A 20,831-nucleotide genomic window follows, 5' to 3' on the forward strand; every position below is an offset into this window, starting at 1 on the left:
TTATAGTTGTACCCCAAAAACAACTTGTTATGAAAAGAATCCTGCCTTTTCTTCCTACCCTGATGATATTATTATTCGCTGCATGTGGTAAAGATGGCGCACAAGGTATCAAAGGAGATCCTGGTCCGCAAGGCCCTGCCGGCCCCGCCGGCCCGAAAGGCGACAGTACTGCGGTGATCTACTCCAGTTGGATAAGCGTTATTTACAATCCCGATACGGCCATTATTAACGGTAAACTCGACACCCTTGGCTGGACGGGCACGATGGATGCGCCCAAACTAAGCACGTCGATCCTTAACAGCGGCGTGGTGAAAGTGTATGTGAACATCGGCACAGATGCGGAGCCGGCGATTACGCCACTGCCTTATGCAGATGAAGCAGGGGTATTGATCCGCTTTGTGGCCTATGCCAATGCGATCGCGCTGTATGCCAATATCAACGCCAGTACTTTCAATAATAGCAGCGGGAATAAAGTAAACCAGTACCGTTATGTGTTGATGAGTGGCAGCGCAGCTGCACGGGTAGCCAGCGGCGTTAACTGGAACGACTATACGCAGGTGAAGCAGCGTTTCAGGTTGAAGGACTAAGAGGCGCTGGTATCTTTCGGTAATAATTTGGTGTGTGCAGAGTAATATTTATCCGGGCTGTAGAGGAACAGGCAGCTGCCATTGCGGATACGCTCAATCACTTTGCGGTGAACGCTCTCCGGGATGGCGGGGCATCCGAGGCTGCGGCCGATATACCCTTGTGTTTTAATCAGCGTTTCATTTACGTAAGCGGCGCTGTGCATTACGATGCCGCGACTCATGGCATTGTCGTTGATGCCTGCCTCTTCGCCTTCCAGCCGGAGGGAATAGCCATGTTCCCCTTCATAAGTATCGCCGGTAACGTAGAAGCCTAAACTGGTTTTAAAACTGTTGGGCTGATTGGAAAAAGTGTTGGCGCTCAGCGTGCCCGAATTACGGCCATGTGATACCAGCGTATTGAACAACAATATTTTGTTCTGAAGGTCGATGACGAATAAACGTTTTTGGGTAGAGGGCAGGGAGAAGTCGATGATAGAGATGATCTTGTCGTTCTTAATCCTGCCGATGGAGTCGAGATGTTCGAAGCCTGCCATGGCATCGTCAAATGCCTCCCGGGAGAGACCCGTGGTATCGAGCCGCATATCGTCGTACAGGCTTGATTCCACTACAGAGTCGCTGGCAGGCGCAGTGGTGGCCGGCTGCGAGGCAGCGGTCAAATGTGCTCCATTGGTGAGGGTGGTAATAAGGAAGGCGAAAAGCCCTACGGTTACTGCAAAAATCAACGGTTTGATCGCTTGCTTCATATTCAGATTCACGCCGCAATAAAGTTTTGAAGATTACTAGCAAAAAACGAGTCACGAAGGTACGAAAATATGACGGTCCGGATGACCGGAAAGGGCCGACAGCGGCCGATTTTCAACTTTTTTAACATAAGGTTTACATACATCAGAAATGTGTATATATGTGAATGACCATGCAAAACCTGTTAAAAACAGGACAATATCAGCATATATACCCTTAATATGATTTTTATCTTTGATGTACGTTTGGTAAAAAGAGAAAAGCAGCCATAAAAAAGATGGGCCGGCGATTGCCGGCCCATCATTCGTTTTTTCTGAAATTTTCTGATCATGAAAAGAATTTATCTATGCCTCATGGCCCTGGCGCTTGGCAGCACCCGCTTGATGGCCGCCCCCGGCGAACCTGTAGCCGAACTGATCAACCGTGTGAACCGCGATGTGGAAGACCTGGCTAAAGTATATATGTTCCACGACAGCCCCGAATTTTATACCCGCATGCACACTTATTATTCCGGCGTGTTGAAAGAGATGAAGAACATTTCTTTTTCTTCGCTGGATGTATCTGCCCAGGTGGATTACGTGTTGCTGAAACGTAATGTAGAACAGGAGCTGCGCAAGATCGAGAAAGATGAGCAACTGTATAATTCCCTGCAAGCGGTGATCCCTTTTGCAGCAGATATCATGAACATACAAATCAGGCGCCGCCGCGGCGATACGCCCGATGCGCCAAAGATCGCGGCTACCCTGCTCGGCGTGCAAAAGGCCATCATTGCCGCGAAAGCATCGCTTGATAAAAATAACAACCTCACGGCTACGGCTGCACGAAAAGCAGGCGAGATCGTGAAAGACCTCCGTGAAGGGCTCGACAATGTATATGAGTTCTACTACGGTTACGATCCACAGTTCTCCTGGTGGGTAAAACAGCCTTACCGCGAAACGGATTCCCTGCTGAACCTCTACAGCCGTTATCTCAACACGGAAGTGGCCGACAAAGCCGATAAAACGCTGGATGCCTCTGGCATCAAAGGCACGCCCATCGGCCGCGAGGCGCTCATAGAACAGCTCCGCTTTGAAATGATCCCTTACACGCCCGAAGAGCTGGTGGAAATGGCCAATAAACAATTTGCCTGGTGCGATGCCGAAATGCTCAAAGCATCCCGCGAAATGGGCTTCGGCGATGACTGGAAAAAAGCGCTGGACAAGATCAAAGAAAATCATGTAGCGCCCGGTCAGCAGCCGGCACTGATACACCGCCTCGCCGATGAAGCGGTGAAATATGTGGAAGATCATCACCTCGTGACGGTACCAGAACTGGCCAAAGAAACCTGGCGCATGTATATGCTCACCCGTGAGCAGCAACGTTTCGCGCCTTTCTTCCTTGGCGGCGAATCCATACTGGTGGCCTATCCTACAGAAGACATGGATGAGCATACCAAAGAAATGAGCATGCGCAGCAATAACTATGGCTTTGCACATGCCACCGTTTTTCATGAGCTGATACCCGGTCATAACCTGCAAGGCTTCATGAATGAACGCAACAAGCCATACCGCCGCATTTTTTATACGCCTTTCTCCGTAGAGGGGTGGGCGTTATACTGGGAGATGCTGCTGTGGGACAAAGGCTTTCATGCCACTCCCGAAGAAAAAATAGGCGCGCTCTTCTGGCGCATGCACCGCTGCGCCCGCATTATCTTCTCCCTGAATTATCATCTTGGTAAATGGACGCCGCAGCAATGTATCGACTTCCTGGTAGACCGCGTAGGGCATGAACGCTTCAGCGCAGAGTCGGAAGTACGCCGCTCCTTTACCGGCCACTATGGCCCCTTGTACCAGATCGCGTATATGATGGGCGGTCTGCAGCTGCGTGCGCTCCACAAAGAAATGGTAGACGGCGGCAAGATGACCGAACTGCAATTCCATGATGCTTTCCTGCATGAGAATGCTATTCCCGTAGAACTATTCCGTGCTATCATCACCCGACAAAAACTAACGCCAGACTTCAAAACACAATGGCGCTATGCCGATTATCTCCTGAAATAGAAAAAGCATTACATTTATAAAAAGAGATGTCATGCCTGAATTACCCGACCTGCAAGCCTTTCGTCATAACCTGGAAAAAGCCTTGCTACATAAAAAGCTGGATACGATCCATGTGTTGAATAAAAAGAAACTGAAGGTGACGGAAGCCGCCTTGCAGGCCGCTTTGGACAAACAGCCACTGGAAAGGATCGACCGGGTGGGCAAAGAACTGCATTTCGTTTTCAAGAACGGTCATGTGCTGGGGATGCACCTGATGCTGAACGGTAAATTATATCTCTTCGATAAAAAGAATGAACAAAAGCATACCATCGTTGAGCTGCAATTCAGCGGTGGTAAAGGCTTGGCGCTGACCGACTTTCAAGGTCAGGCCAACATTGCGCTGGACCCTCCTGCAAAAGACGCCCCGGATGCTATGGCTGCCGACTTCAACGAAAAGTACCTGCTATCGCATCTGGCCAAGAAAAAAATAACGATCAAAAAATATCTGCTCGACCAGAAAAATGTACTAGGCATCGGCAATGCTTATGCAGATGATATCCTCTGGGATGCGCGTATATCGCCCTTCTCCATCTGTAATAAAATTCCTGCCGCCCAGGTAAAGGCGCTGGTTCACTCCACGAAAAAAGTGTTGGCAGCCGCCGAAAAAAATATCCTTCATCATCATCCGGATATCATCAACGGCGAGCTGCGCGACTTTATGCTGGTGCATCATTCCAGGAAGAAGGAAAGTCCTACCGGCGCAGAAATCCTCCATGACGATGAAGGGCGCCGCACTTACTACACCGCTGAACAGGTATTGTACACCTGATCGCCAGGATTAGGCGCCCAGTTGCGGCACTGCTTTATAATTTTCTTCCCGCGGTTGATAGATATTCCCTGCAATCTTTTCTACAAATGATTTCGGGAAGAATTTGGGCAGCCAGGCATTCAGTTTGTTCACAAACCCCGGAATGATTTCCGCTTTCCCTTTGAAAAGGCCGTCGATGGCCGTTTTAGCGACACTGTCGGCCGTCATGTTGAAACGGTCTGCCAGCTTGCGTGTGCTGGCGCCCATGCGGGCGCGGTTCACGAAATCGGTATCGGTGGAGCCGGGACTTAGCGCGCTCACTGAAACAGGCGAGTGGCGCAACTCGTGCCGCAGTCCGCGCGTAAATGACAAAGAAAACGCTTTGGTAGCTGCATAAATATTGAGATAGGGGACCGTCTGGTACGCCGTAGTGCTGGCCACATTCAGCAGATAGCTCCGCTGGAACTGGCGCAGCACAGGAATGTAAGCGTAGGATAATCCCACTTGCGCGCGCACATTTACATCAATCACATTGAACTGTTCCGCCAGCGTAAGCGATTCAAAAGCGCCATTGAGGCCATAACCCGCATTGTTCACCACCACCTGTAAGCCGTTGTGGTAGGGCGATGTAAAGGCGGTTACTTTTTGCAGTGCATCAGGTGCGGAAAGGTCCTGGTGTAGTATATGTACATGCACGCGGTGCTCCGCTGCGATATCGGCTGCCGTAGCAGAGAGCGCGGCTTCATCGAGATCTACCAGCAGCAGGTGATAGTTCCTGCCGGCGAGGCGCGCCGCGATAGCTTTGCCGATCCCTTTGGCGGCGCCGGTGACGAGTGCGTAAGACATAAATATTTGCGGATTTTTTGATTTACGGATTTATGGATTTATGGATTTGCGGATTTGAGCACTTGCGGATTTGATGTTGTCCACTGTGGTTTTCCGCCGTAGAGGTGTTGTTTCAGCTGCGCCAGTTTATGATAAAAAGGTGTGGGGCTGTTGGCGTGTTTGGGTTGATAGGCGCCGGTGATGATCGGGATATACATCACGCGGCGGCGGCTTTTTTCGCCGGTGTGCGGCGATTGCTGCACGCGGTGCCACAAACGGCCATCATGTACGGTGAGGTCGCCCGCCTGGATATCGAAGCCGGTTTCATTTTTATCGGGCGTATGATCGATGAAATATTTTTTCCGGAAGAGCAGGCGCAGCAAACCCTGATGGTGTGTGCCCGGCAGCACACGCAAGCCGCCGTTGTCATAGGCGCAGTCGTCGAGATGCAGGCCCACATTGAGCATGGGCTGAATGCGCGTACCGAGGAAAAGATCGCGCGGACTATCCGTATGCCATCCTAACTGCCGGAACTGACTGGCTTCCGTATTTACATAATGATTGATCACCAAGCCATCTTTTTCATTTTCCCCGATGCGGCCATCGTAAGGCCCCAGCAGCGAGGTAAGTGATGCCAGTCTTTCATCTTTCAACAACCCGCGCAGCACATTGCTGTAGTGCGACGCGAAAGCAATGCGTTGTATGAGCGGGCTGCCATCGGTATCTGTACCGAATTTCAACGGAATGCCATTCACTTTCTGAATGTTGTTACGCAGCAGCAGTTGCTGCACATGATTCACTTCACGGATAATCAAAGATAAAGTGTCGGGATCCAGGAAGCCTTTAAACTGAATGATCCCATGCTGCCTGAAATAGGCCAGCTGTTCATCGGTGACCGCCTTTTCCAGGCGGAACACAGGTTGGTTGTTCGTTTTCATGACGAAAAAATTTTAATGGAGATAAAAAATTGTGAACGCGCGGATTATTGGTGGGGTCACCGCTGAGGAGAGAAGAGGATTAACAACAACAATACACTACTACAACAGACATGGCTAATGACAGCGGCAAATGGCGGCTGCTGGCTTGTTGGGCATGTATTAGCTGGAGGTTCATGGTAGTGAAATTATTAGTCTACTTATTTTGTAGACAAATGTAGGAAGTAGATTTTAAATAGCAAAAAATATTTTGGCTCATGATTCAAGGATTTTCGAATTTATTGATTTTCGGATTTATTGATTTAATTGAAGCGGATATAAGGTTGTTCATCTCCGCTTCAATTAAATCAATAAATCCGAAAATCAATAAATTCGAAAATCTATAATAATCTGGCGTAGTCATTATGCGTGTCAATATCCACGCTGCCTTCCGGGAAGGGGACGATGCCGTCAGGGGGAGTGTGTTGGAGCAGGATCTTTTTAGCGCCTTCTTGTCCGGAGAGGGACATTAGTTCGGGGAAGAGGGAAGCGTTGAAAAGGGCGGGCGTGCCGAGGGTGTTGTTATAGGCGCAGGCGACTACGGGTGTGAGGCGTGCGCTCATGGTGCTGAGGAGATCGGTGGTGATGTAGGGCTGATCGCAGAGGAGGAGAAAGGCGCGACTAACGGCAGGGGCTACACGTAGTAGTTCCTTCAGGCCTTTTTGTATGGAGCTGGCCATGCCTTGCGGCCATTGTTCGTTGACAACAACGTGCACCTTTTCATGGCGGATGCTGTCGTGCACGGCGGCAGCGTAGGCGCCGAGCACTACTACTACTTCATGACCTGTTTGCAGCACGGTATGTACGATCCTTTGCAGCAGCGTTTCGCCATTGATCAGCAACAGTTGCTTGGGAGTTCCAAGACGTTGCGAGGCGCCTGCAGCCAATATGATGATGCCCGTTTGAGAAGGATGGATCATAGCTGTTGATGGATGATGACCTGTGATGCCCTGTTGTGTATGGCGCCTGCCCTGTTGCGCAAAGGCGCGCTGCTGGCGGCAGCCATTACGGCTTTGATTTCGCTGATGATGCTCAGGGCGATCTCTTCGGCGCTTTCTGCGCCTATATCGAGGCCGGCAGGACCGTGTAGCCGTGAACGTTGTACGGCCGTGACGGGCGCCAGCTCATCGAGCATGCGTTGTAGTTTCTTCGCGGGGCCGAGAATGCCGGTATAGGGCAATGCCAATGGTATCAGCTGTTGCAGAAGGGTAAGGTCGTATTGATAATTGTGCGTCATGAGGATGACGGCAGTATGCGCATCGGGTTGAAGCTGATCCAGCACCGCGGCGGCTTTGGCCACGATCAGCTGCGATGCTTCCGGGAAGCGGATGCGCGAAGCATAGGCGGGGCGGCCATCTGCTACGATGGTGCGCCAGCCGAGCAGGCGTGCGATCTTTTCTACAGGTATGGCGTCGTTGCCGGCGCCGGCGATGAGCAGTTGCATCACCGGCGGAAGGTATTGTATCAATACGCTGAGCTGCCGCTGGCCGGTGGCGTAGGTTTTGATCACGCTTTGCCGTTGCGTGAGCGAATGGGCGGCATCGGCCAGGATAGCGCTTTGCAGCGGGTCTTTGTCCAGGTTGTTGAACTCCATGTTGGGCTTGAGCAGGAGGCGGGTGCCGGGCTGCGGGCCTTTGCGTTGTTGCAGGGAAAAGAGCGTGACGATCACCGCGGCTTCGCGCTGTAATACGGCCTGTTGCAGCAGAAGGAGCGGGTGTTGCGGATCGGCGCTGATCACGGGTTCCAGGAGAATGTGGATAATGCCGTTGCATCCCAGGCCTACTCCCAGCTGATCCTCTTCTTCATCGCGGGTATCGTAGGTAAGCAGCATGGGTTGTTGTTGCATGATCACCATTTGTGCACGGCGCAGGGCGTCGCCTTCGAGGCAGCCGCCGCTGATAGCGCCGGTGAGCGTACCGTTTTCGGTGATGAGCATGCGTGCGCCAGGCTGGCGGTAGGCCGAGCCTTCCACATGTACAACCGTTGCCAGCGCAGTCTTCAAACCTGCGCGGGTGGCCTGTTCGAAGGCCTGCACAATATCTTGCAGCTCTTTGGTCATAGTTAGATCAGCTTGTCGGGCGTGATGGGCAGCTCGCGGATACGCTTGCCGGTGGCGTTGAATACAGCATTGGCCACCGAAGCAGCATAGCCGATCAGGGCAATCTCGCCCATGCCTTTAGAGCCCATCGGGTTAGTGTAAGGATCTTTTTTGTTGACGAATAACACATCGGTGACGGGCGTATCAGCGTTTACGGGCACATGGTAATCTGCATAATTATTATTGATAAACTTGCCGAAACGATGATCCAGTATGGCTTCTTCGGTGAGCGCCATGCCAATGCCGCCCACTACGCCACCGATCATCTGGCTGCCGGCGGTTTTGCTATTCACGATGGTGCCTGAATCGGCTACAGTCACTATATGTTGAAGCCGTATCACACCAGTGGCAGGATGCACTTGCAGTTTGGTGAAATGCACCGAGAAGGAGTACATGGAATATTTTTTCCTTTCGTCGCCCGCCTGTGAGGTAGCGTTTACCTGTACCGATGGCAGCTGCTGTTGTTGCAACACTTCCTGGAAAGGGGTGCGTATGCTGCGGTTGGCGGCGGTACTGATATATCCATCTTCAAAGATCAGCTCTTCCGCTTTTACATTTTTATAAGCGGGAAGATGGCTGATGGCGAGTTCACCGAGTTTATTTTTAAGCGCATTGCAAACATCCACTACGACGCTGCCGACGGTGGATATGGTAGAAGATCCGCCCTGGCGGGGCGCTTCCGGGTAGATGGATTCGCCCAGCAGGAACTTTATTTTCGTAGGTGCGATACCGGTAGTGTCTGACGCAATTTGCACCATGGCGGTGGCGGTGCCGGGGCCGATGTCGCTGGTAGCGCTTTGTATCACCAGTGATCCGTCGGCATGGAAGGTGGCAGCGGCGCTGGCTTTGCCTCTTCCAGCGCTGAAGGTGCCAGTGCTCATGCCGTAGCCTGTGAGCCAGCCATTTTCTTTCATGGCGCCGGGCGTGTTGTTGCGCTGGCGCCAGCCGATCTTTTCAGCGCCCATCTCGTAGGCTTCTTTTAAATGTTTGCTGGAGAAGGGAATATTTTTTTCCGGGTCGATATCGGCATGATTGCGGCGGCGCAGTTCCAGCGGATCCATGTTGAGCTGGTGTGCCAGCTCATCTATGGCGCATTCCAGGGCGAAGGCGCCGGTGGCTTCGCCGGGGCCGCGCATCCATACGGGCGTGCTGAGGTTCAGTGGTACGATCTGATAGCGTGTATTCACGTTTGGACAGGCGTACAAAAAGCGGGAGAGGCTGGTGATGCCTTCCGTAAAATCTTCGTAGGGAGAGGTATTGGCGATGGCTTCGTGCGTGATGCCGGTGAGCTTGCCGTCGGTAGTAGCGCCTATGCCTATTTTCTGGATGGCGGTGGGGCGGTAGCCTACCAATGTGAACATCTCATCTCTGTTGATGACCAGCTTTATGGGCTTTTGCAATTTGCGTGCGGCAACGATGGTGGCAATTTCGTGTGGCCACATCCGTAGTCCCATTCCGAATGCGCCACCTACGAAGGGGGCGTGTACGGTAATATTTTGTTCCGGAATCTGGAAGAGGTTTTTGACGGTTTGCTGCACGCTTTTGACGCCTTGTGTTTTTACCCATAGGGTGAGTTTGTCGGGCGTTTCCCAGTGTGCGATGATACCGGCCAGTTCCATCGGGTTGTGTACTTCGATGGGGAGGGTATATTCCGCTTCGAGCTTTACAGGCGCGGTTTTCCAGGTATCTTCGGCGCCGCGGCTATAGTCTTTCATGCGTTCGTTGCGGAAGGCCTTATCGAGGTTGGCCGTGATATCGGTTTGATGTGCAGCTTCTTCATATTCCACGTTAACGAGCGAGGCGGCATGCACGGCGCGTTCCAGCGTATCGGCCACTACGATGGCGAGCGGTTGCCCGGCGGAGTAGATGCGGTCGTCGCTGAAGATGCGCAGGCCCTGTTTGCTGTCGGGGGCAGCCTGTTTGTAGGCCGGCACTGGCGGCGCATTGAGATGTGACACTACGTCGATCACGCCGGGAGCGCGGAGCGCGTTGCGGGCATCGATATTTTTAATGCGCCCGCTGGCGATGGCGCTGCATACCAGTGACGCATATACGAGATTATCCACCTGGTGGTCGGCAAAATATTTAGCGGCGCCGGTCACTTTCAGGCGGCCGTCTACCCGGTCCATGGCCTGACCTACGGCGTTTTTGTCCTGTTGTTTCATACGGCGGCGGCTTTTAAGAGTGCGGTAACGATGGTGTTGGGCGCCAGTTGCAATTTGAAGTGGTTATACTTATATGCCCTGGCATCCTGCATAGCCACGGTGGCGGCTATACGAAAATTTTCTTCCGTGGGCGCTTTGCCGCTGAGGGCGGCTTCTGCGGCTTTCAGTCGCCAGGGTTTGTGCGCTACGCCGCCCATGGCCAGGCGCGCTCCGCGGATGCTGCCATCGGCGATATCGAGGGCGGCGCCTACGGATACTAGTGCAAAAGCGTAGGAGGCGCGGTCGCGCACCTTCAGGTAGCATATATTTTTAGTGAAGGGATTAGCGGGTATTTCTACGCCGGTGATCAGTTCGCCTCTTTCGAGGTTATTATCTTTCTGTGGCGTGTTGCCTGGCAGGCGGTGGAAATCCGCGAAGGGCAGGCGGCGGTCGCCTTTAGGCCCGGCGATGATGACGGTGGCATCCAGTGCGGCAAGTGCGATGCACATATCGCTGGGATGTACGGCGATGCATTGTTCGCTGGCGCCGAAGATGGCGTGCATGCGGTTAAATCCGCCGATGGCACCGCAGCCGCTTCCTGGCGTGCGTTTGTTGCAAGGCATGGACGTGTCATAGAAATAGCCACAGCGGGTGCGTTGCAGCATATTGCCGCCAACGGTGGCCATATTGCGCAGCTGTTGCGAAGCCCCGGCCAGCAGTGCCTGCGACAGCAAGGGGAAATGTGTTTTCACCTCTTCATGGGCGGCGAGGTCGCTGTTGAGCGCCAGCGCGCCGATGTGGAGGATATCTTTATCGAAACGGATATCGCGCAGCGGGAGGCGGTTGATATCTATGAGCTTCTCCGGCATTACCACGCCGTTTTTCATGAGATCGAGGAGATTGGTGCCGCCGGCGATGAAGCGGGCATTGGCATCTTTTGTGATGGCGTCGATGGCCGCTTTCTGCGTGGCTGGCCGCATGTAAGAGAACTGGTTCATACGGTATGCCCTCCTTGTTTTACGTCCATAACGGCAGCGACTATATTATGATAGGCGCCGCAGCGGCAGATGTTGCCGCTCATAAATTCACGGATATCCGCGGGCGTGTTGGCATGTCCTTCCCGGATGCAGGCAATGGCGGACATGATCTGTCCGGGTGTGCAATAGCCGCACTGGAAGCCATCGTGGCGGATGAACGCTTCCTGCATGGGATGCAGCTGGTCGCCGTTGGCGATGCCTTCTATCGTAGTGATCTTTTTACCTTCCTGCATGACGGCGAGGGTGAGGCAGGAGTTGATCCGTTGTCCGTTTACATGCACGGTGCAGGCGCCGCACTGGCCGTGGTCGCAGCCTTTCTTGGTGCCGGTGAGGCCCAGTTGTTCGCGGATCAGATCGAGCAGCGTGGTGCGTGGTTCCAGAGAAAGGTGGTGTACCTTGCCATTGATCTCCATGCTCACATCCGTTTTTTCGAAGATGCCGGCGATGGCTTCATCATGTGCTGCGGCTTTAAGCACGAGTGGCGGCGCCAGCGCAAGGGCTACCATCGCGGAGGATTGTTTGAGGAAGTCGCGGCGCGCTTCATGCAGGTCCTTTTTTTCAGGAGCTTGTGACATACACAAGTATTTTATGTCTGAAAAGATAACTAAAAAAAAGGTTTTTTCCGATTTTTTAAGATGAGCGGAATCCGCCGTGGATGGCGGGTTCAGGCGGCGCCGAAGGCTTGTTGTTGCAGTGCCTTTACTTCAAAGCAGGACACCCGGAGGTTGTCGTGCACGGTGATGATGCAATGTGCATCGGTGACTACTTTATTGTCGATGATGAGCACTACGGCGCCTTGCTGATGTCCGTGGAGCAGGCGATATGTTTCCGTTTCAGGATCGCGTTGCAGCTGTTCCTTGCGGATCATCTTGGTGTAGAGTTGTTGTATAAGTTCTGGCAATGACAATACTTCGGGTTGTATGCTTTCATCGCGGCCGAAGCGGACCTGGTGTCCGAAACAGGAAAAGTTCATCATGGTAGTCAGGATAGTGGTTATCTATAAATATATAAATTTATTTATTTTTATATTTATTTACCTGGAGAGAAAGGATATTTGTGCGTGTTGAAAAAAAATTCTACCTTTTCTGAAGGTTTATCGTTTTAGCCAGCTTTTGAAAAACCGCTCACAGTAGCCATAAACGGTCCACGAATGCCTGTAATGAAAAACAATATCTTCGATGAAGATACCATCTGGAAGCGGTTCAAAACGGGAGACAGGGAAGCGTTCTCGCAGATCTACCGTCATTACACCGTGTGTTTGCTGCAATATGGTTTTCGCTTTTGTGATGATCGCGAGAAGCTGAAAGATATTGTACATGATCTTTTCGTGGAGCTGTGGAATAGTCGTGATACCATCTCGCATACGGGCAATATCCGTTTTTATCTTTGCAAAAGTCTGAAGTATAAACTGATCCGCGCCAACTACCAATACCGGGTAGCTACGGGGCGTCGCGATCAATACCTGCATGAGCGCTACCAGGAGCAGGCGGAATCCAATATAGAAGAACGTATCATTGATTCCGAGATCAACGGCTCGCGGATGGAATTGCTGGACAAGGCCATCAAGAAGCTCTCCCGGCGCCAGCAGGAGATCATCACCCTCCGTTTTTATATGGGCTTCAGCAATGCGGAGATCGCAGAGCTGATGCATATGAAGTACCAGTCTGTCAGCAACCTGCTATACAGCGCATTGGGCCGCATCCGTGAAACATTGCAAACATCCCCGTTTGCATTGCGGTTGTTGGAGACATTTCATTTGTTTTTATAGGGTAATGGATTTTATAGGGTAATGGATATGCCGCCCCTACGGGGCGGTGGTTGATGTTATCGCATTGGTGTTACCAATATATCGCCCCGCTGGGGCGGTGATGTGTGTTGCCGTGTTGGTGTTACCAATATATCGCCCCTACGGGGCGGTGATGTGTGTTGCCGTGTTGGTGTTACCAATATATCGCCCCGCTGGGGCGGTGATGTGTGTTGCCGTGTTGGTGTTACCAATATATCGCCCCGCTGGGGCGGTGATGTGTGTTGCCGTGTTGGTGTTACCAATATATCGCCCCGCTGGGGCGGTGATGTGTGTTGCCGTGTTGGTGTTACCAATATATCGCCCCGCTGGGGCGGTGATGTGTGTTGCCGTGTTGGTGTTACCAATATATCGCCCCGCTGGGGCGGTGATGGATGTTATCGCATTGGTGCTACCAATATATCGCCCCGCTGGGGCGGTGATGGATGTTATCGCATTGGTGCTACCAATATATCGCCCCGCTGGGGCGGTGATGGATGTTATCGCATTGGTGCTACCAATATATCGCCCCTACGGGGCGGTGGTTTGTGTTGCCGTGTTGGTGTTACCAATATGTCGCCCCGCTGGGGCGGTGATGGATGTTATCGCATTGGTGCTACCAATATATCGCCCCCTACGGGGCGGTGGTTTGTGTTGCCGTGTTGGTGTTACCAATATATCGCCCCGCTGGGGCGGTGATGGATGTTATCGCATTGGTGCTACCAATATATCGCCCCTACGGGGCGGTGGTTTGTGTTGCCGTGTTGGTGTTACCAATATGTCGCCCCGCTGGGGCGGTGATGGATGTTATCGCATTGGTGCTACCAATATATCGCCCCTACGGGGCGGTGGTTTGTGTTGCCGCGTTGGTGTTACCAATATGTCGCCCCGCTGGGGCGGTGATGGATGTTATCGCATTGGTGTTATCAATATATCGCCTCGCTGGGGCGTTGATTTTTGTTGCCATGTTGGTGCTACCAATATATCGCCCCGCTGGGATAATGTGTCGATACGCCCCGTAGGGGCGAAATATTGGTAGCATCGCAATTGTCCATGCAATCCGCCCCGTAGGGGCGGCATATTGGTAGGGGTAAAAAATTTTTTTAAATCTTTTGAGTATAAAAAGATGTTCTCTGTCATTATGTAGAGGAAGGGCACTATGAGCCCTATAAATACCACTGCATGGAACACTTCAACGAAGACACCTGGGAACTGCTACAGGATGATCATTTCATCCGTTGGGCTACACAACCCGATGAAGCCAGCACCCGCTACTGGGAGGCGTGGATGCAGGAGCATCCCCACCGTGTGGATACCTTGCTGAAGGCCAAAGCCATCGTGCAGCAGCTGGGCAGCAGAAGTGCTATGCCAATAGATCCGGCCTTGCCTGAAACCATCTATACCGCCATTGAAAGAGATATTGACCAGCAGGTGATACCATCTCTGACGCTTGTCCACCGTCGCCGATTCCCCTGGCGCGTGGCTGCCGCCGCGGCGATCGCGGGTATCTGCATTTTATTCTTCTTCCTGCCATCAAAAAAAGGAACAACACAAAAAGGTATCACCGCGCAAGTAGATAAGCAACATATCACACGCACCAACCAGAGTAACAGCAACCAGGTGGCCTACCTGGCCGATGGCTCTACCGTGGTGCTCACCGCCGGCGCTTCTATCCGGCATGATCTCTTCCTGAATAACCATAACAGGGAGGTGTTCCTGGAAGGTAATGCCTTCTTTGATATCGCTAAAGATGTGGAAAGGCCTTTTTATGTGTACGCCGGCAAAGTGGGCATCCGTGTGCTGGGAACGAGTTTCAACGTGAGCGCCGACAAGAGCGGCAACCTCACCGTGATGGTGAGAACCGGAAAGGTGGCGGTGTATGACCGCAACAGCGCAGACCAGAACGGCTATGTGGTAACGCCCAATCATAAGATCAGCTTTAATGCACGCACGGCGGCGTTTATACCAGACACGGTTAACGCAAACGACTATACGATAACTACGATGGCGCCTGTCAACCTGCAATCGTTCGCCTTCGATGATGCACCGGTGAACGATATTTTCAGCGCTCTCGAAAAGGCCTATGGTATCAGTATCCATGCCGACAGGCGCCTGTTTGAGAAGTGCAGGGTGACCACCAGAATTGACAATGAATCGTTGGAGAATAAATTGAAGATCATCTGTGCAGCGATCAATGCTACTTACAAGATCAGCGGCGACGCGGTGTATATCACCGGCAAGCCCTGTACCTGATAGTTTTTCCTGTCATTCCACTAAATAAGAAAATATGTTCACTTAGCTCGTTTTATCAACCATCGTATCAACCAAAATGAAAGTGGCGATGCGCTAACACCGCCACCAGATTTTTTCCTGCGGCGTCTTGGAACACTGACGCAGGAAGGTTTTGCCGTTCAATGTATTTATCACAACAAAACACTTTGAAGTTATGCACAAATTTGCAAACTCCAACCGTACTGTCATATTTTTTATGAGAGTTGCCTTGCTACAAATAACACTGTTGTGCTGTTTTATCACCTGCACTTTCGCCAAGAGCGTGAGCGCGCAGGAGGTACTGAACAAGAAGATCTCCCTGAGCCTGCCGCCCAGTGAGCTGCGCAGCATTTTGCGGGTGATCACCGAGCAAACAGCGGTGAACTTCACCTACAGCAACAATACCCTGCCGGCCCGGCAACGTGTGGCCCTCAGCGCCCGTGACGAGAAACTGGGCGATGTATTGCAGAAGCTCCTGCATCCGCTGCATATCACCTTCGAGGTGATCAATGAACAGATCGTGCTGAAGAAAGACAAAGGCAACGAAGCCGCCATGAGCATCGAAGCCCTCCGCCTTCTCTTCAAGAAGATCGGCGGTACCGTGCGTGCGGCCGATGGCTCGCTGCTGCCCGGCGTTACCGTGCAGGTGGCGGGCACCAACCGCGGCACCTCCACCGATGCCAACGGGCATTTTGAACTGGACGCCAAAGAAGGCGATGTGCTGGTATTTTCCTTCATCGGTTTCACGCAACAGCGTGTAACCGTTGGCGGTAGTGACGCCCTCAATATCGTGCTGGTATCCTCTGCCACAGCGCTCGACGGGATCGCTGTTACTGCGCTCGGTATCAAGAGAAATGTGCGCGCACTGGGCTTTTCACAGGAAGAAGTGAAAGGCGCCGAAGTATCGCGCTCCAATGCGCCTAATATCATCAATGCCCTCAGCGGTAAAATGGCCGGTGTGAATGTAACCACTCCCAATGGCGTAGACGGCGGCACCAGCCGCATCGTGATTGGCGGTAACAATACCATCCAGGGCGACAACCAGCCGCTGATCATCGTAGATGGTATGCCTATGGCCAACGACCTCGCACAGCCCTATGATGTACGTACCTCGCCCACCGGCAGCGCCATCTATGCGGGCAACAAAGCCGATGCCTCCAGCACCAGCGCGCCAAAAGATTTCGGTAGCCCTATCAACATGATCAACCCGGAAGATATTGAAAGCATCAGCGTGTTGAAAGGCCCCACTGCTGCGGCTTTATATGGTGGTAAAGGCGCCAATGGCGTGATCCTCATCACCACCAAGAAAGGCGCTAAACGCAGCGGTCTTGGTGTAGATTATACCTATGGTTACAAAGTAACCCAGCCTTACCGCTACCTCAAATTGCAAAATGAATATGGCGCAGGTGGCATGGTGTCGCTCGATCCGGTAGATTATATCCGCGATGCCAATGGCAACGCTGTTTATACCGATGGCTGGACAGGCCTCTACGTAGATCCCATCACCGGCACCGGCCCTTATGGAAAAGACAGCTATGCACAGGTGGGATGGCCAGGCCCTGGCCTCTCCTGGGGACACAAGATGGATGGCACCCTCGTGAAATGGTGGGATGGCACTACCAAAGCGGACGTGCCTCAACCAGATAACATCAAGCTGCTGTACAAGAACGGTATGCAATCCACTCACAATGTAGCTTTCTCCGGAGGCAACGAGTGGGGCTCTATCCGCGGCTCTTTCAGCCGGCTGGATAACACCGCCGTATTGCCCAACAGCGATTATAACCGCAGCACTTTCAACCTGGGCGCTAACATGAAGCTCACCAAGCGCGTGAATGTGCAGCTCACATCTTCCTACATCATCAATCAATACCATAACCCGCCACAACTGGGTAACGACGATGCCAACTCCTGGCAGAAACGCCTCGTGTATAACGGCCCGCGTAACTATCATGGAGAAGATATTCCCGTATATAAAAATCCTGATGGCTCCAAGAACCCACAGAGCGGCTTTCCTTTATCAGGCCCCGATCTCGTGTGGAACATGTATGAAAATAATACCGACCAGACGCGCCGCAAGCTGCTGGCCGGCATACAGCTGAACTACCAGGCTACTGATTTCCTCGACTTCCTCTTCCGCGGCGGCCTCGATAATAACACCAACGAGATGCAGCAGAAGAACACGCCTACGGATATAGCGGGCCTTAAAGGTTACTATGGCCGCGGCCTGGAGCGCGACAATGCCTCCAACATGGACTTCCTCGCCACCTTGCATAAAGACAAATTATTCAACGGGGTGCTGAACGGAAAGATCTCGCTCGGCGGAACGCTGTATGAGCGCAACTCTTACGGTACTTTCAATTATAATGATACCTGGGCGATCCCCTTCGTATATTCTCTGAACGATGGTTCCTTCCTCGGAAACCCGCACCCGGCGGTAGAAAGCCAGTTGCGCAAGAAGATGAATTCTGCCTACAGTTTCATCAACCTGTCTTATAAAGATTTCCTTTATCTCGATATCACCGGAAGAAATGACTGGTCATCTACCTTGCCTAAAGGTCAATGGTCTTACTTCTTCCCGTCTTTTGCGGGCAGCTTCGTTTTCTCCGATCTGCTGCACACCGATCCATCTGTGCTGAGCTTCGGAAAGCTGCGCCTGGCCTGGGCGCAAGCGGCCGTAGACCCGGCGCCGTACCAGGTGAATTACAATTATACGATCAGCACCTTCGGCGGACAAACCGCTATCATGCTGCCCAAATCCTTGCCAGCGCTCAATTTCAAGCCAGCGATCAACACCACTACCGATGTGGGTTTGGTATTGGGTTTCATGAACAACCGTATCAACCTGGATATGCGCTATTACAAAGGAAAATCGCGCAACCAGATATTGCGTTCACCACTGCCGAGCAGTTCCGGTGTGGATAACATCGTGGTGAATACCGGTGTGCTGGAAAATTCCGGTATGGAGATGATCCTGCGCGCCAAAGTGATCGACCGCAAAGACTTCCAGTGGGACGTAGCCCTAAACCTCGCGCACAGTAACAATAAATTACTCTCGCTTTCCGACGGAACGGACCATGTAGATATGAACAGCACCTGGGGTGATGGCGGCGCGCACGGCCCCGTGGTATCTGCCCGCGTGGGCGATCAGTTCGGCACCATCTACGGATATGATTATATCTATGATAAAAAAACTGGACTGCCGCTGATGGCACAAGACCCATTGGGCAATCCTGCCATGAATGGTACGCTCTACCAGGCTACGCCGGGCCTCGTGCCTTTGGGCAATGCTACGCCCAAACTCACTGGCGGTATCACCAACACGTTTACGTATAAAAATATTTCTATCAGCACGCTGATCGATGCCAAGATAGGCGGACAGATATGGTCCGGCACTTATGCCACCATCATGCAACAGGGACAGGCACCTGAAACACTGAAAGAAAGAGATGGCGGCGGCTTGCCCTACACCACGCCCAATGGCACCAAAACCAATTGGGGCGTGATTTTGCCAGGCGTGTTCCCCGATGGTAAAGTGAACGACAAGGTAGTGCACTACTACTACAAGTATATGACCTATGGCGTTTGGAGCAGCACCGACCTTGGCAATGGCGTGAAAGGAAGCGACTGGATAGACCGTAATGCTATTTTCGATAATACCTGGGTGAAGATGAGAGAGATCTCTATCAATTACCAATTGCCGGACCGTATTGCCAGGAAGACCAAAGTATTCCAATCGGCTTCCTTATCATTGGTAGGCAGGGACCTGTTCTATCTCTACACTACGCTGCCGGACCGTATCAACCCGGAAGGCGTGAATGGTGCGGGTAATGCGCAGGGCCTGGAGTTTATGTCGTTGCCCAGTTTCCGTTCATTAGGGTTCCAGGTGAGGGTATCGTTCTAAAATCTAAAACGTGTTAACATGCATTTCTCAAGAAAAATATTCCGTTATATCGCAGGCGCCGCCTTGTTGCTTTCCGCCTGTACCAAGGATTTTCAGGATATCAACACTACGCCGGGCCTGCCGGTGAAGGCCGATATCCCGCCATTGGTAAATGGAGTGATCAGCACCCTGTTCCTGAAAGGGCAGGAGCAGACCTCTATCCACAATGAATATTATTACCCGGTAACGCAGCTGGCCTGGGTTTGCGGTAAATCAGGTTACCTGATCCAGAATGGCGCTTCCGATATCTGGGTGGATTATTACAATACCCTGCAAAATCTCAATCTCATACAAAGCAAGCTGGATCAGTTTGTGGGAGATAAAGAGTCGATGACCAACGTGCAGGCGATCACGTATATCCTCCGTGCGTATAAGACTTTCCGCATCACCGACCAGTTCGGGGATATCCCGTATTTCAAGGCAGGGCAAGCCTTTACGAACAGCACCGATGAGTTCAGGCCCGCTTATGATCCGCAGGAGCAGATCTACGACAGCCTGCTGACGCAGCTGATGTGGGCTTCCAAGCATATAGTAACCGCCGCCGGCGCCAAAACCGCTGCAGGTAATGCTTATGTATCGCTCGGCAACAGCGAGACCTTCTTCAGTAGCGATATGACCAAATGGCAAAAGTTCTGTAATGCCCTGTTGCTGCGCTATGCCATGCAGATCGTAGAGAAGGCCCCGACGAAAGCCACGCCCATCCTGCAATACGTGCTGGGCGGACAGCCGCTGATCGGTGAAGGCGAAGATGTAGGCATGTGGCCGGCGAAGTTCAACGGCTATGTGCTCAACGACAGCCGTTTCTGGTCGTTCACCTCTCATAAACTGGTGCGCACCAGCAAAACCTGTTGGGACCTGATGGCCGATGGCACCAACAACGCGCAGATATTCGATCCGCGCGTATGGCTCTTCTTCGAAACCAACCAGGCAGGCCAGTGGGCGCCTTATCAGCAGGGTGTTGATCCCAGCGAAGGTAAAAATCCCTACACCGACAAACGGGATGATGATATCACCAACAAAGACAACACCGCTTATTCTTTCTTCAATTATTATATCATTCGTGATATTTATTATCAACCGGAATTGTTCATCACCGCAGCGGAAATACATTTCCTGAAAGCCGAGGCTTATGCCCGCGGATTGGGTGTGGGCAAGGATATGAACATGGCGGGCACTGAATATGTAGCAGGTATCCAGTCCTCCGTGAAGTTCTGGTACGACATTGCGCATAATACCAATGTATTGCACGACAACTGGGCTGCGGTGGCGCCGCCTTATCCCAGCGATGCCCAGATGGCCGCTATGCTGGCCAATCCCAAGGTGGCTTTCACAGGCACCGATGATGACAAGCTGAATAAGATATATGCCCAGGAATGGCTCTCCTTTTTCCGGGAGCCCTGGCTGGCATTTAACCTGTGGAGAAGGACCGGCCGTACCCCGCGCGAAGGCGAGCCTGCCACCTACGCTAATTTCTACCGTTTGCAGTACCCTGACCGTGAATCGATCGATAATGCCGCCAATTACAAGGCGCAGTCGGACAAGATGGGAGGCAACAGCACCAACGTAAAAGTTTGGTGGATGAAATAAGACGTTGTTTGTTCGTTG

Annotated in this window: 17 protein-coding genes; 8 read left to right on the forward strand and 9 right to left on the reverse strand. The window is 52.3% G+C overall.

Annotated elements, in window-relative coordinates; all coding sequences use genetic code 11:
* The first annotated feature begins 29 nt into the window (after positions 1 to 29).
* A complete protein-coding gene (locus tag FPG75_RS11685; RefSeq protein WP_143307035.1) occupies positions 30 to 587 on the forward strand; it encodes a collagen-like triple helix repeat-containing protein in 558 nt (185 codons plus the stop codon).
* Here FPG75_RS11685 and FPG75_RS11690 read toward each other — a convergent pair.
* Positions 584 to 1,342, reverse strand: a complete 759-nt coding sequence (locus FPG75_RS11690; protein ID WP_236652778.1) for a murein L,D-transpeptidase catalytic domain family protein — start codon at positions 1,340 to 1,342, stop codon at positions 584 to 586. The genes FPG75_RS11685 and FPG75_RS11690 overlap by 4 nt on opposite strands.
* A 315-nt stretch (positions 1,343 to 1,657) precedes the next feature.
* On the opposite strand from FPG75_RS11690, the gene FPG75_RS11695 reads away from it, so the two are divergent.
* The gene (locus FPG75_RS11695; protein WP_143307037.1) at positions 1,658 to 3,367 is read left to right on the forward strand and encodes a DUF885 family protein; all 1,710 of its coding nucleotides are present in this window, start codon (positions 1,658 to 1,660) and stop codon (positions 3,365 to 3,367) included.
* A 31-nt stretch (positions 3,368 to 3,398) separates the two neighbouring features.
* Positions 3,399 to 4,175 carry a DNA-formamidopyrimidine glycosylase family protein gene (locus FPG75_RS11700; RefSeq protein ID WP_143307038.1) on the forward strand — a complete coding sequence of 259 codons (777 nt, stop codon included), beginning with the start codon at positions 3,399 to 3,401 and terminating at the stop codon, positions 4,173 to 4,175.
* A gap of 9 nt (positions 4,176 to 4,184) precedes the next feature.
* Here the strand turns inward: FPG75_RS11700 and FPG75_RS11705 are convergent, their stop codons facing one another.
* The 8 genes from FPG75_RS11705 to FPG75_RS11740 all read right to left on the reverse strand — a co-directional run bounded on the left by FPG75_RS11705 (position 4,185) and on the right by FPG75_RS11740 (position 12,208).
* Entirely contained in the window at positions 4,185 to 5,000 is an 816-nt protein-coding gene (locus FPG75_RS11705; protein ID WP_143307039.1) for an SDR family NAD(P)-dependent oxidoreductase, read from the reverse strand.
* 38 nt (positions 5,001 to 5,038) lie between these two features.
* Positions 5,039 to 5,917, reverse strand: a complete 879-nt coding sequence (locus FPG75_RS11710) for a phytanoyl-CoA dioxygenase family protein (RefSeq protein ID WP_143307040.1) — start codon at positions 5,915 to 5,917, stop codon at positions 5,039 to 5,041.
* A 377-nt stretch (positions 5,918 to 6,294) separates the two neighbouring features.
* Positions 6,295 to 6,873, reverse strand: a complete 579-nt coding sequence (locus FPG75_RS11715; RefSeq protein ID WP_143307041.1) for a nucleotidyltransferase family protein — start codon at positions 6,871 to 6,873, stop codon at positions 6,295 to 6,297.
* Positions 6,870 to 8,012 carry an XdhC family protein gene (locus FPG75_RS11720; protein ID WP_143307042.1) on the reverse strand — a complete coding sequence of 381 codons (1,143 nt, stop codon included), beginning with the start codon at positions 8,010 to 8,012 and terminating at the stop codon, positions 6,870 to 6,872. Before FPG75_RS11720 ends, FPG75_RS11715 begins: the two co-directional genes overlap by 4 nt.
* Positions 8,013 to 8,014: 2 nt before the next feature.
* Positions 8,015 to 10,216 (reverse strand): xanthine dehydrogenase family protein molybdopterin-binding subunit, encoded by a 2,202-nt coding sequence (locus tag FPG75_RS11725; RefSeq protein ID WP_143307043.1) that lies wholly within the window; start codon positions 10,214 to 10,216, stop codon positions 8,015 to 8,017.
* A complete protein-coding gene (locus FPG75_RS11730; protein ID WP_143307044.1) occupies positions 10,213 to 11,193 on the reverse strand; it encodes an FAD binding domain-containing protein in 981 nt (326 codons plus the stop codon). The genes FPG75_RS11725 and FPG75_RS11730 overlap by 4 nt, the downstream gene beginning before the upstream one ends.
* Positions 11,190 to 11,807 carry a (2Fe-2S)-binding protein gene (locus FPG75_RS11735; RefSeq protein WP_143307045.1) on the reverse strand — a complete coding sequence of 206 codons (618 nt, stop codon included), beginning with the start codon at positions 11,805 to 11,807 and terminating at the stop codon, positions 11,190 to 11,192. Before FPG75_RS11735 ends, FPG75_RS11730 begins: the two co-directional genes overlap by 4 nt.
* A gap of 89 nt (positions 11,808 to 11,896) precedes the next feature.
* The gene (locus FPG75_RS11740; protein WP_143307046.1) at positions 11,897 to 12,208 is read right to left on the reverse strand and encodes a hypothetical protein; all 312 of its coding nucleotides are present in this window, start codon (positions 12,206 to 12,208) and stop codon (positions 11,897 to 11,899) included.
* A 174-nt stretch (positions 12,209 to 12,382) separates the two neighbouring features.
* On the opposite strand from FPG75_RS11740, the gene FPG75_RS11745 reads away from it, so the two are divergent.
* The 5 genes from FPG75_RS11745 (at position 12,383) to FPG75_RS11765 (ending at position 20,813) form a co-directional block, all read left to right on the forward strand.
* On the forward strand, positions 12,383 to 13,000 hold the full coding sequence (locus tag FPG75_RS11745; protein ID WP_143307047.1) for an RNA polymerase sigma factor: 618 nt from the start codon (positions 12,383 to 12,385) through the stop codon (positions 12,998 to 13,000).
* Positions 13,001 to 13,153: 153 nt separating this feature from the next.
* Positions 13,154 to 13,714 carry a hypothetical protein gene (locus FPG75_RS11750; protein WP_143307048.1) on the forward strand — a complete coding sequence of 187 codons (561 nt, stop codon included), beginning with the start codon at positions 13,154 to 13,156 and terminating at the stop codon, positions 13,712 to 13,714.
* 483 nt (positions 13,715 to 14,197) lie between these two features.
* Positions 14,198 to 15,268, forward strand: coding sequence for a FecR family protein (locus FPG75_RS11755; protein WP_143307049.1), 1,071 nt, complete (start codon positions 14,198 to 14,200; stop codon positions 15,266 to 15,268).
* 193 nt (positions 15,269 to 15,461) lie between these two features.
* Positions 15,462 to 19,187, forward strand: a complete 3,726-nt coding sequence (locus FPG75_RS11760) for a SusC/RagA family TonB-linked outer membrane protein (RefSeq protein WP_143307050.1) — start codon at positions 15,462 to 15,464, stop codon at positions 19,185 to 19,187.
* An 18-nt stretch (positions 19,188 to 19,205) separates the two neighbouring features.
* Entirely contained in the window at positions 19,206 to 20,813 is a 1,608-nt protein-coding gene (locus tag FPG75_RS11765; protein ID WP_143307051.1) for a SusD/RagB family nutrient-binding outer membrane lipoprotein, read from the forward strand.
* Positions 20,814 to 20,831: the final 18 nt, after the last annotated feature.

It is taken from the genome of Chitinophaga vietnamensis (assembly GCF_902167635.1).
In the GTDB taxonomy this organism is placed as follows: Bacteria; Bacteroidota; Bacteroidia; order Chitinophagales; family Chitinophagaceae; genus Chitinophaga; species Chitinophaga vietnamensis.

Excerpts from the sequence above, each read along its gene's own strand:
- FPG75_RS11725 (WP_143307043.1), bottom strand. The coding sequence starts at position 10,216 with ATGAAACAACAGGACAAAAACGCCGTAGGTCAGGCCATGGACCGGGTA.
- FPG75_RS11700 (WP_143307038.1), top strand. The coding sequence starts at position 3,399 with ATGCCTGAATTACCCGACCTGCAAGCCTTTCGTCATAACCTGGAAAAA.
- FPG75_RS11705 (WP_143307039.1), bottom strand. The coding sequence starts at position 5,000 with ATGTCTTACGCACTCGTCACCGGCGCCGCCAAAGGGATCGGCAAAGCT.
- FPG75_RS11715 (WP_143307041.1), bottom strand. The coding sequence starts at position 6,873 with ATGATCCATCCTTCTCAAACGGGCATCATCATATTGGCTGCAGGCGCC.
- FPG75_RS11765 (WP_143307051.1), top strand. The coding sequence starts at position 19,206 with ATGCATTTCTCAAGAAAAATATTCCGTTATATCGCAGGCGCCGCCTTG.
- FPG75_RS11760 (WP_143307050.1), top strand. The coding sequence starts at position 15,462 with ATGCACAAATTTGCAAACTCCAACCGTACTGTCATATTTTTTATGAGA.
- FPG75_RS11740 (WP_143307046.1), bottom strand. The coding sequence starts at position 12,208 with ATGATGAACTTTTCCTGTTTCGGACACCAGGTCCGCTTCGGCCGCGAT.
- FPG75_RS11755 (WP_143307049.1), top strand. The coding sequence starts at position 14,198 with ATGGAACACTTCAACGAAGACACCTGGGAACTGCTACAGGATGATCAT.
- FPG75_RS11695 (WP_143307037.1), top strand. The coding sequence starts at position 1,658 with ATGAAAAGAATTTATCTATGCCTCATGGCCCTGGCGCTTGGCAGCACC.
- FPG75_RS11735 (WP_143307045.1), bottom strand. The coding sequence starts at position 11,807 with ATGTCACAAGCTCCTGAAAAAAAGGACCTGCATGAAGCGCGCCGCGAC.
- FPG75_RS11720 (WP_143307042.1), bottom strand. The coding sequence starts at position 8,012 with ATGACCAAAGAGCTGCAAGATATTGTGCAGGCCTTCGAACAGGCCACC.
- FPG75_RS11685 (WP_143307035.1), top strand. The coding sequence starts at position 30 with ATGAAAAGAATCCTGCCTTTTCTTCCTACCCTGATGATATTATTATTC.
- FPG75_RS11710 (WP_143307040.1), bottom strand. The coding sequence starts at position 5,917 with ATGAAAACGAACAACCAACCTGTGTTCCGCCTGGAAAAGGCGGTCACC.
- FPG75_RS11730 (WP_143307044.1), bottom strand. The coding sequence starts at position 11,193 with ATGAACCAGTTCTCTTACATGCGGCCAGCCACGCAGAAAGCGGCCATC.
- FPG75_RS11745 (WP_143307047.1), top strand. The coding sequence starts at position 12,383 with ATGCCTGTAATGAAAAACAATATCTTCGATGAAGATACCATCTGGAAG.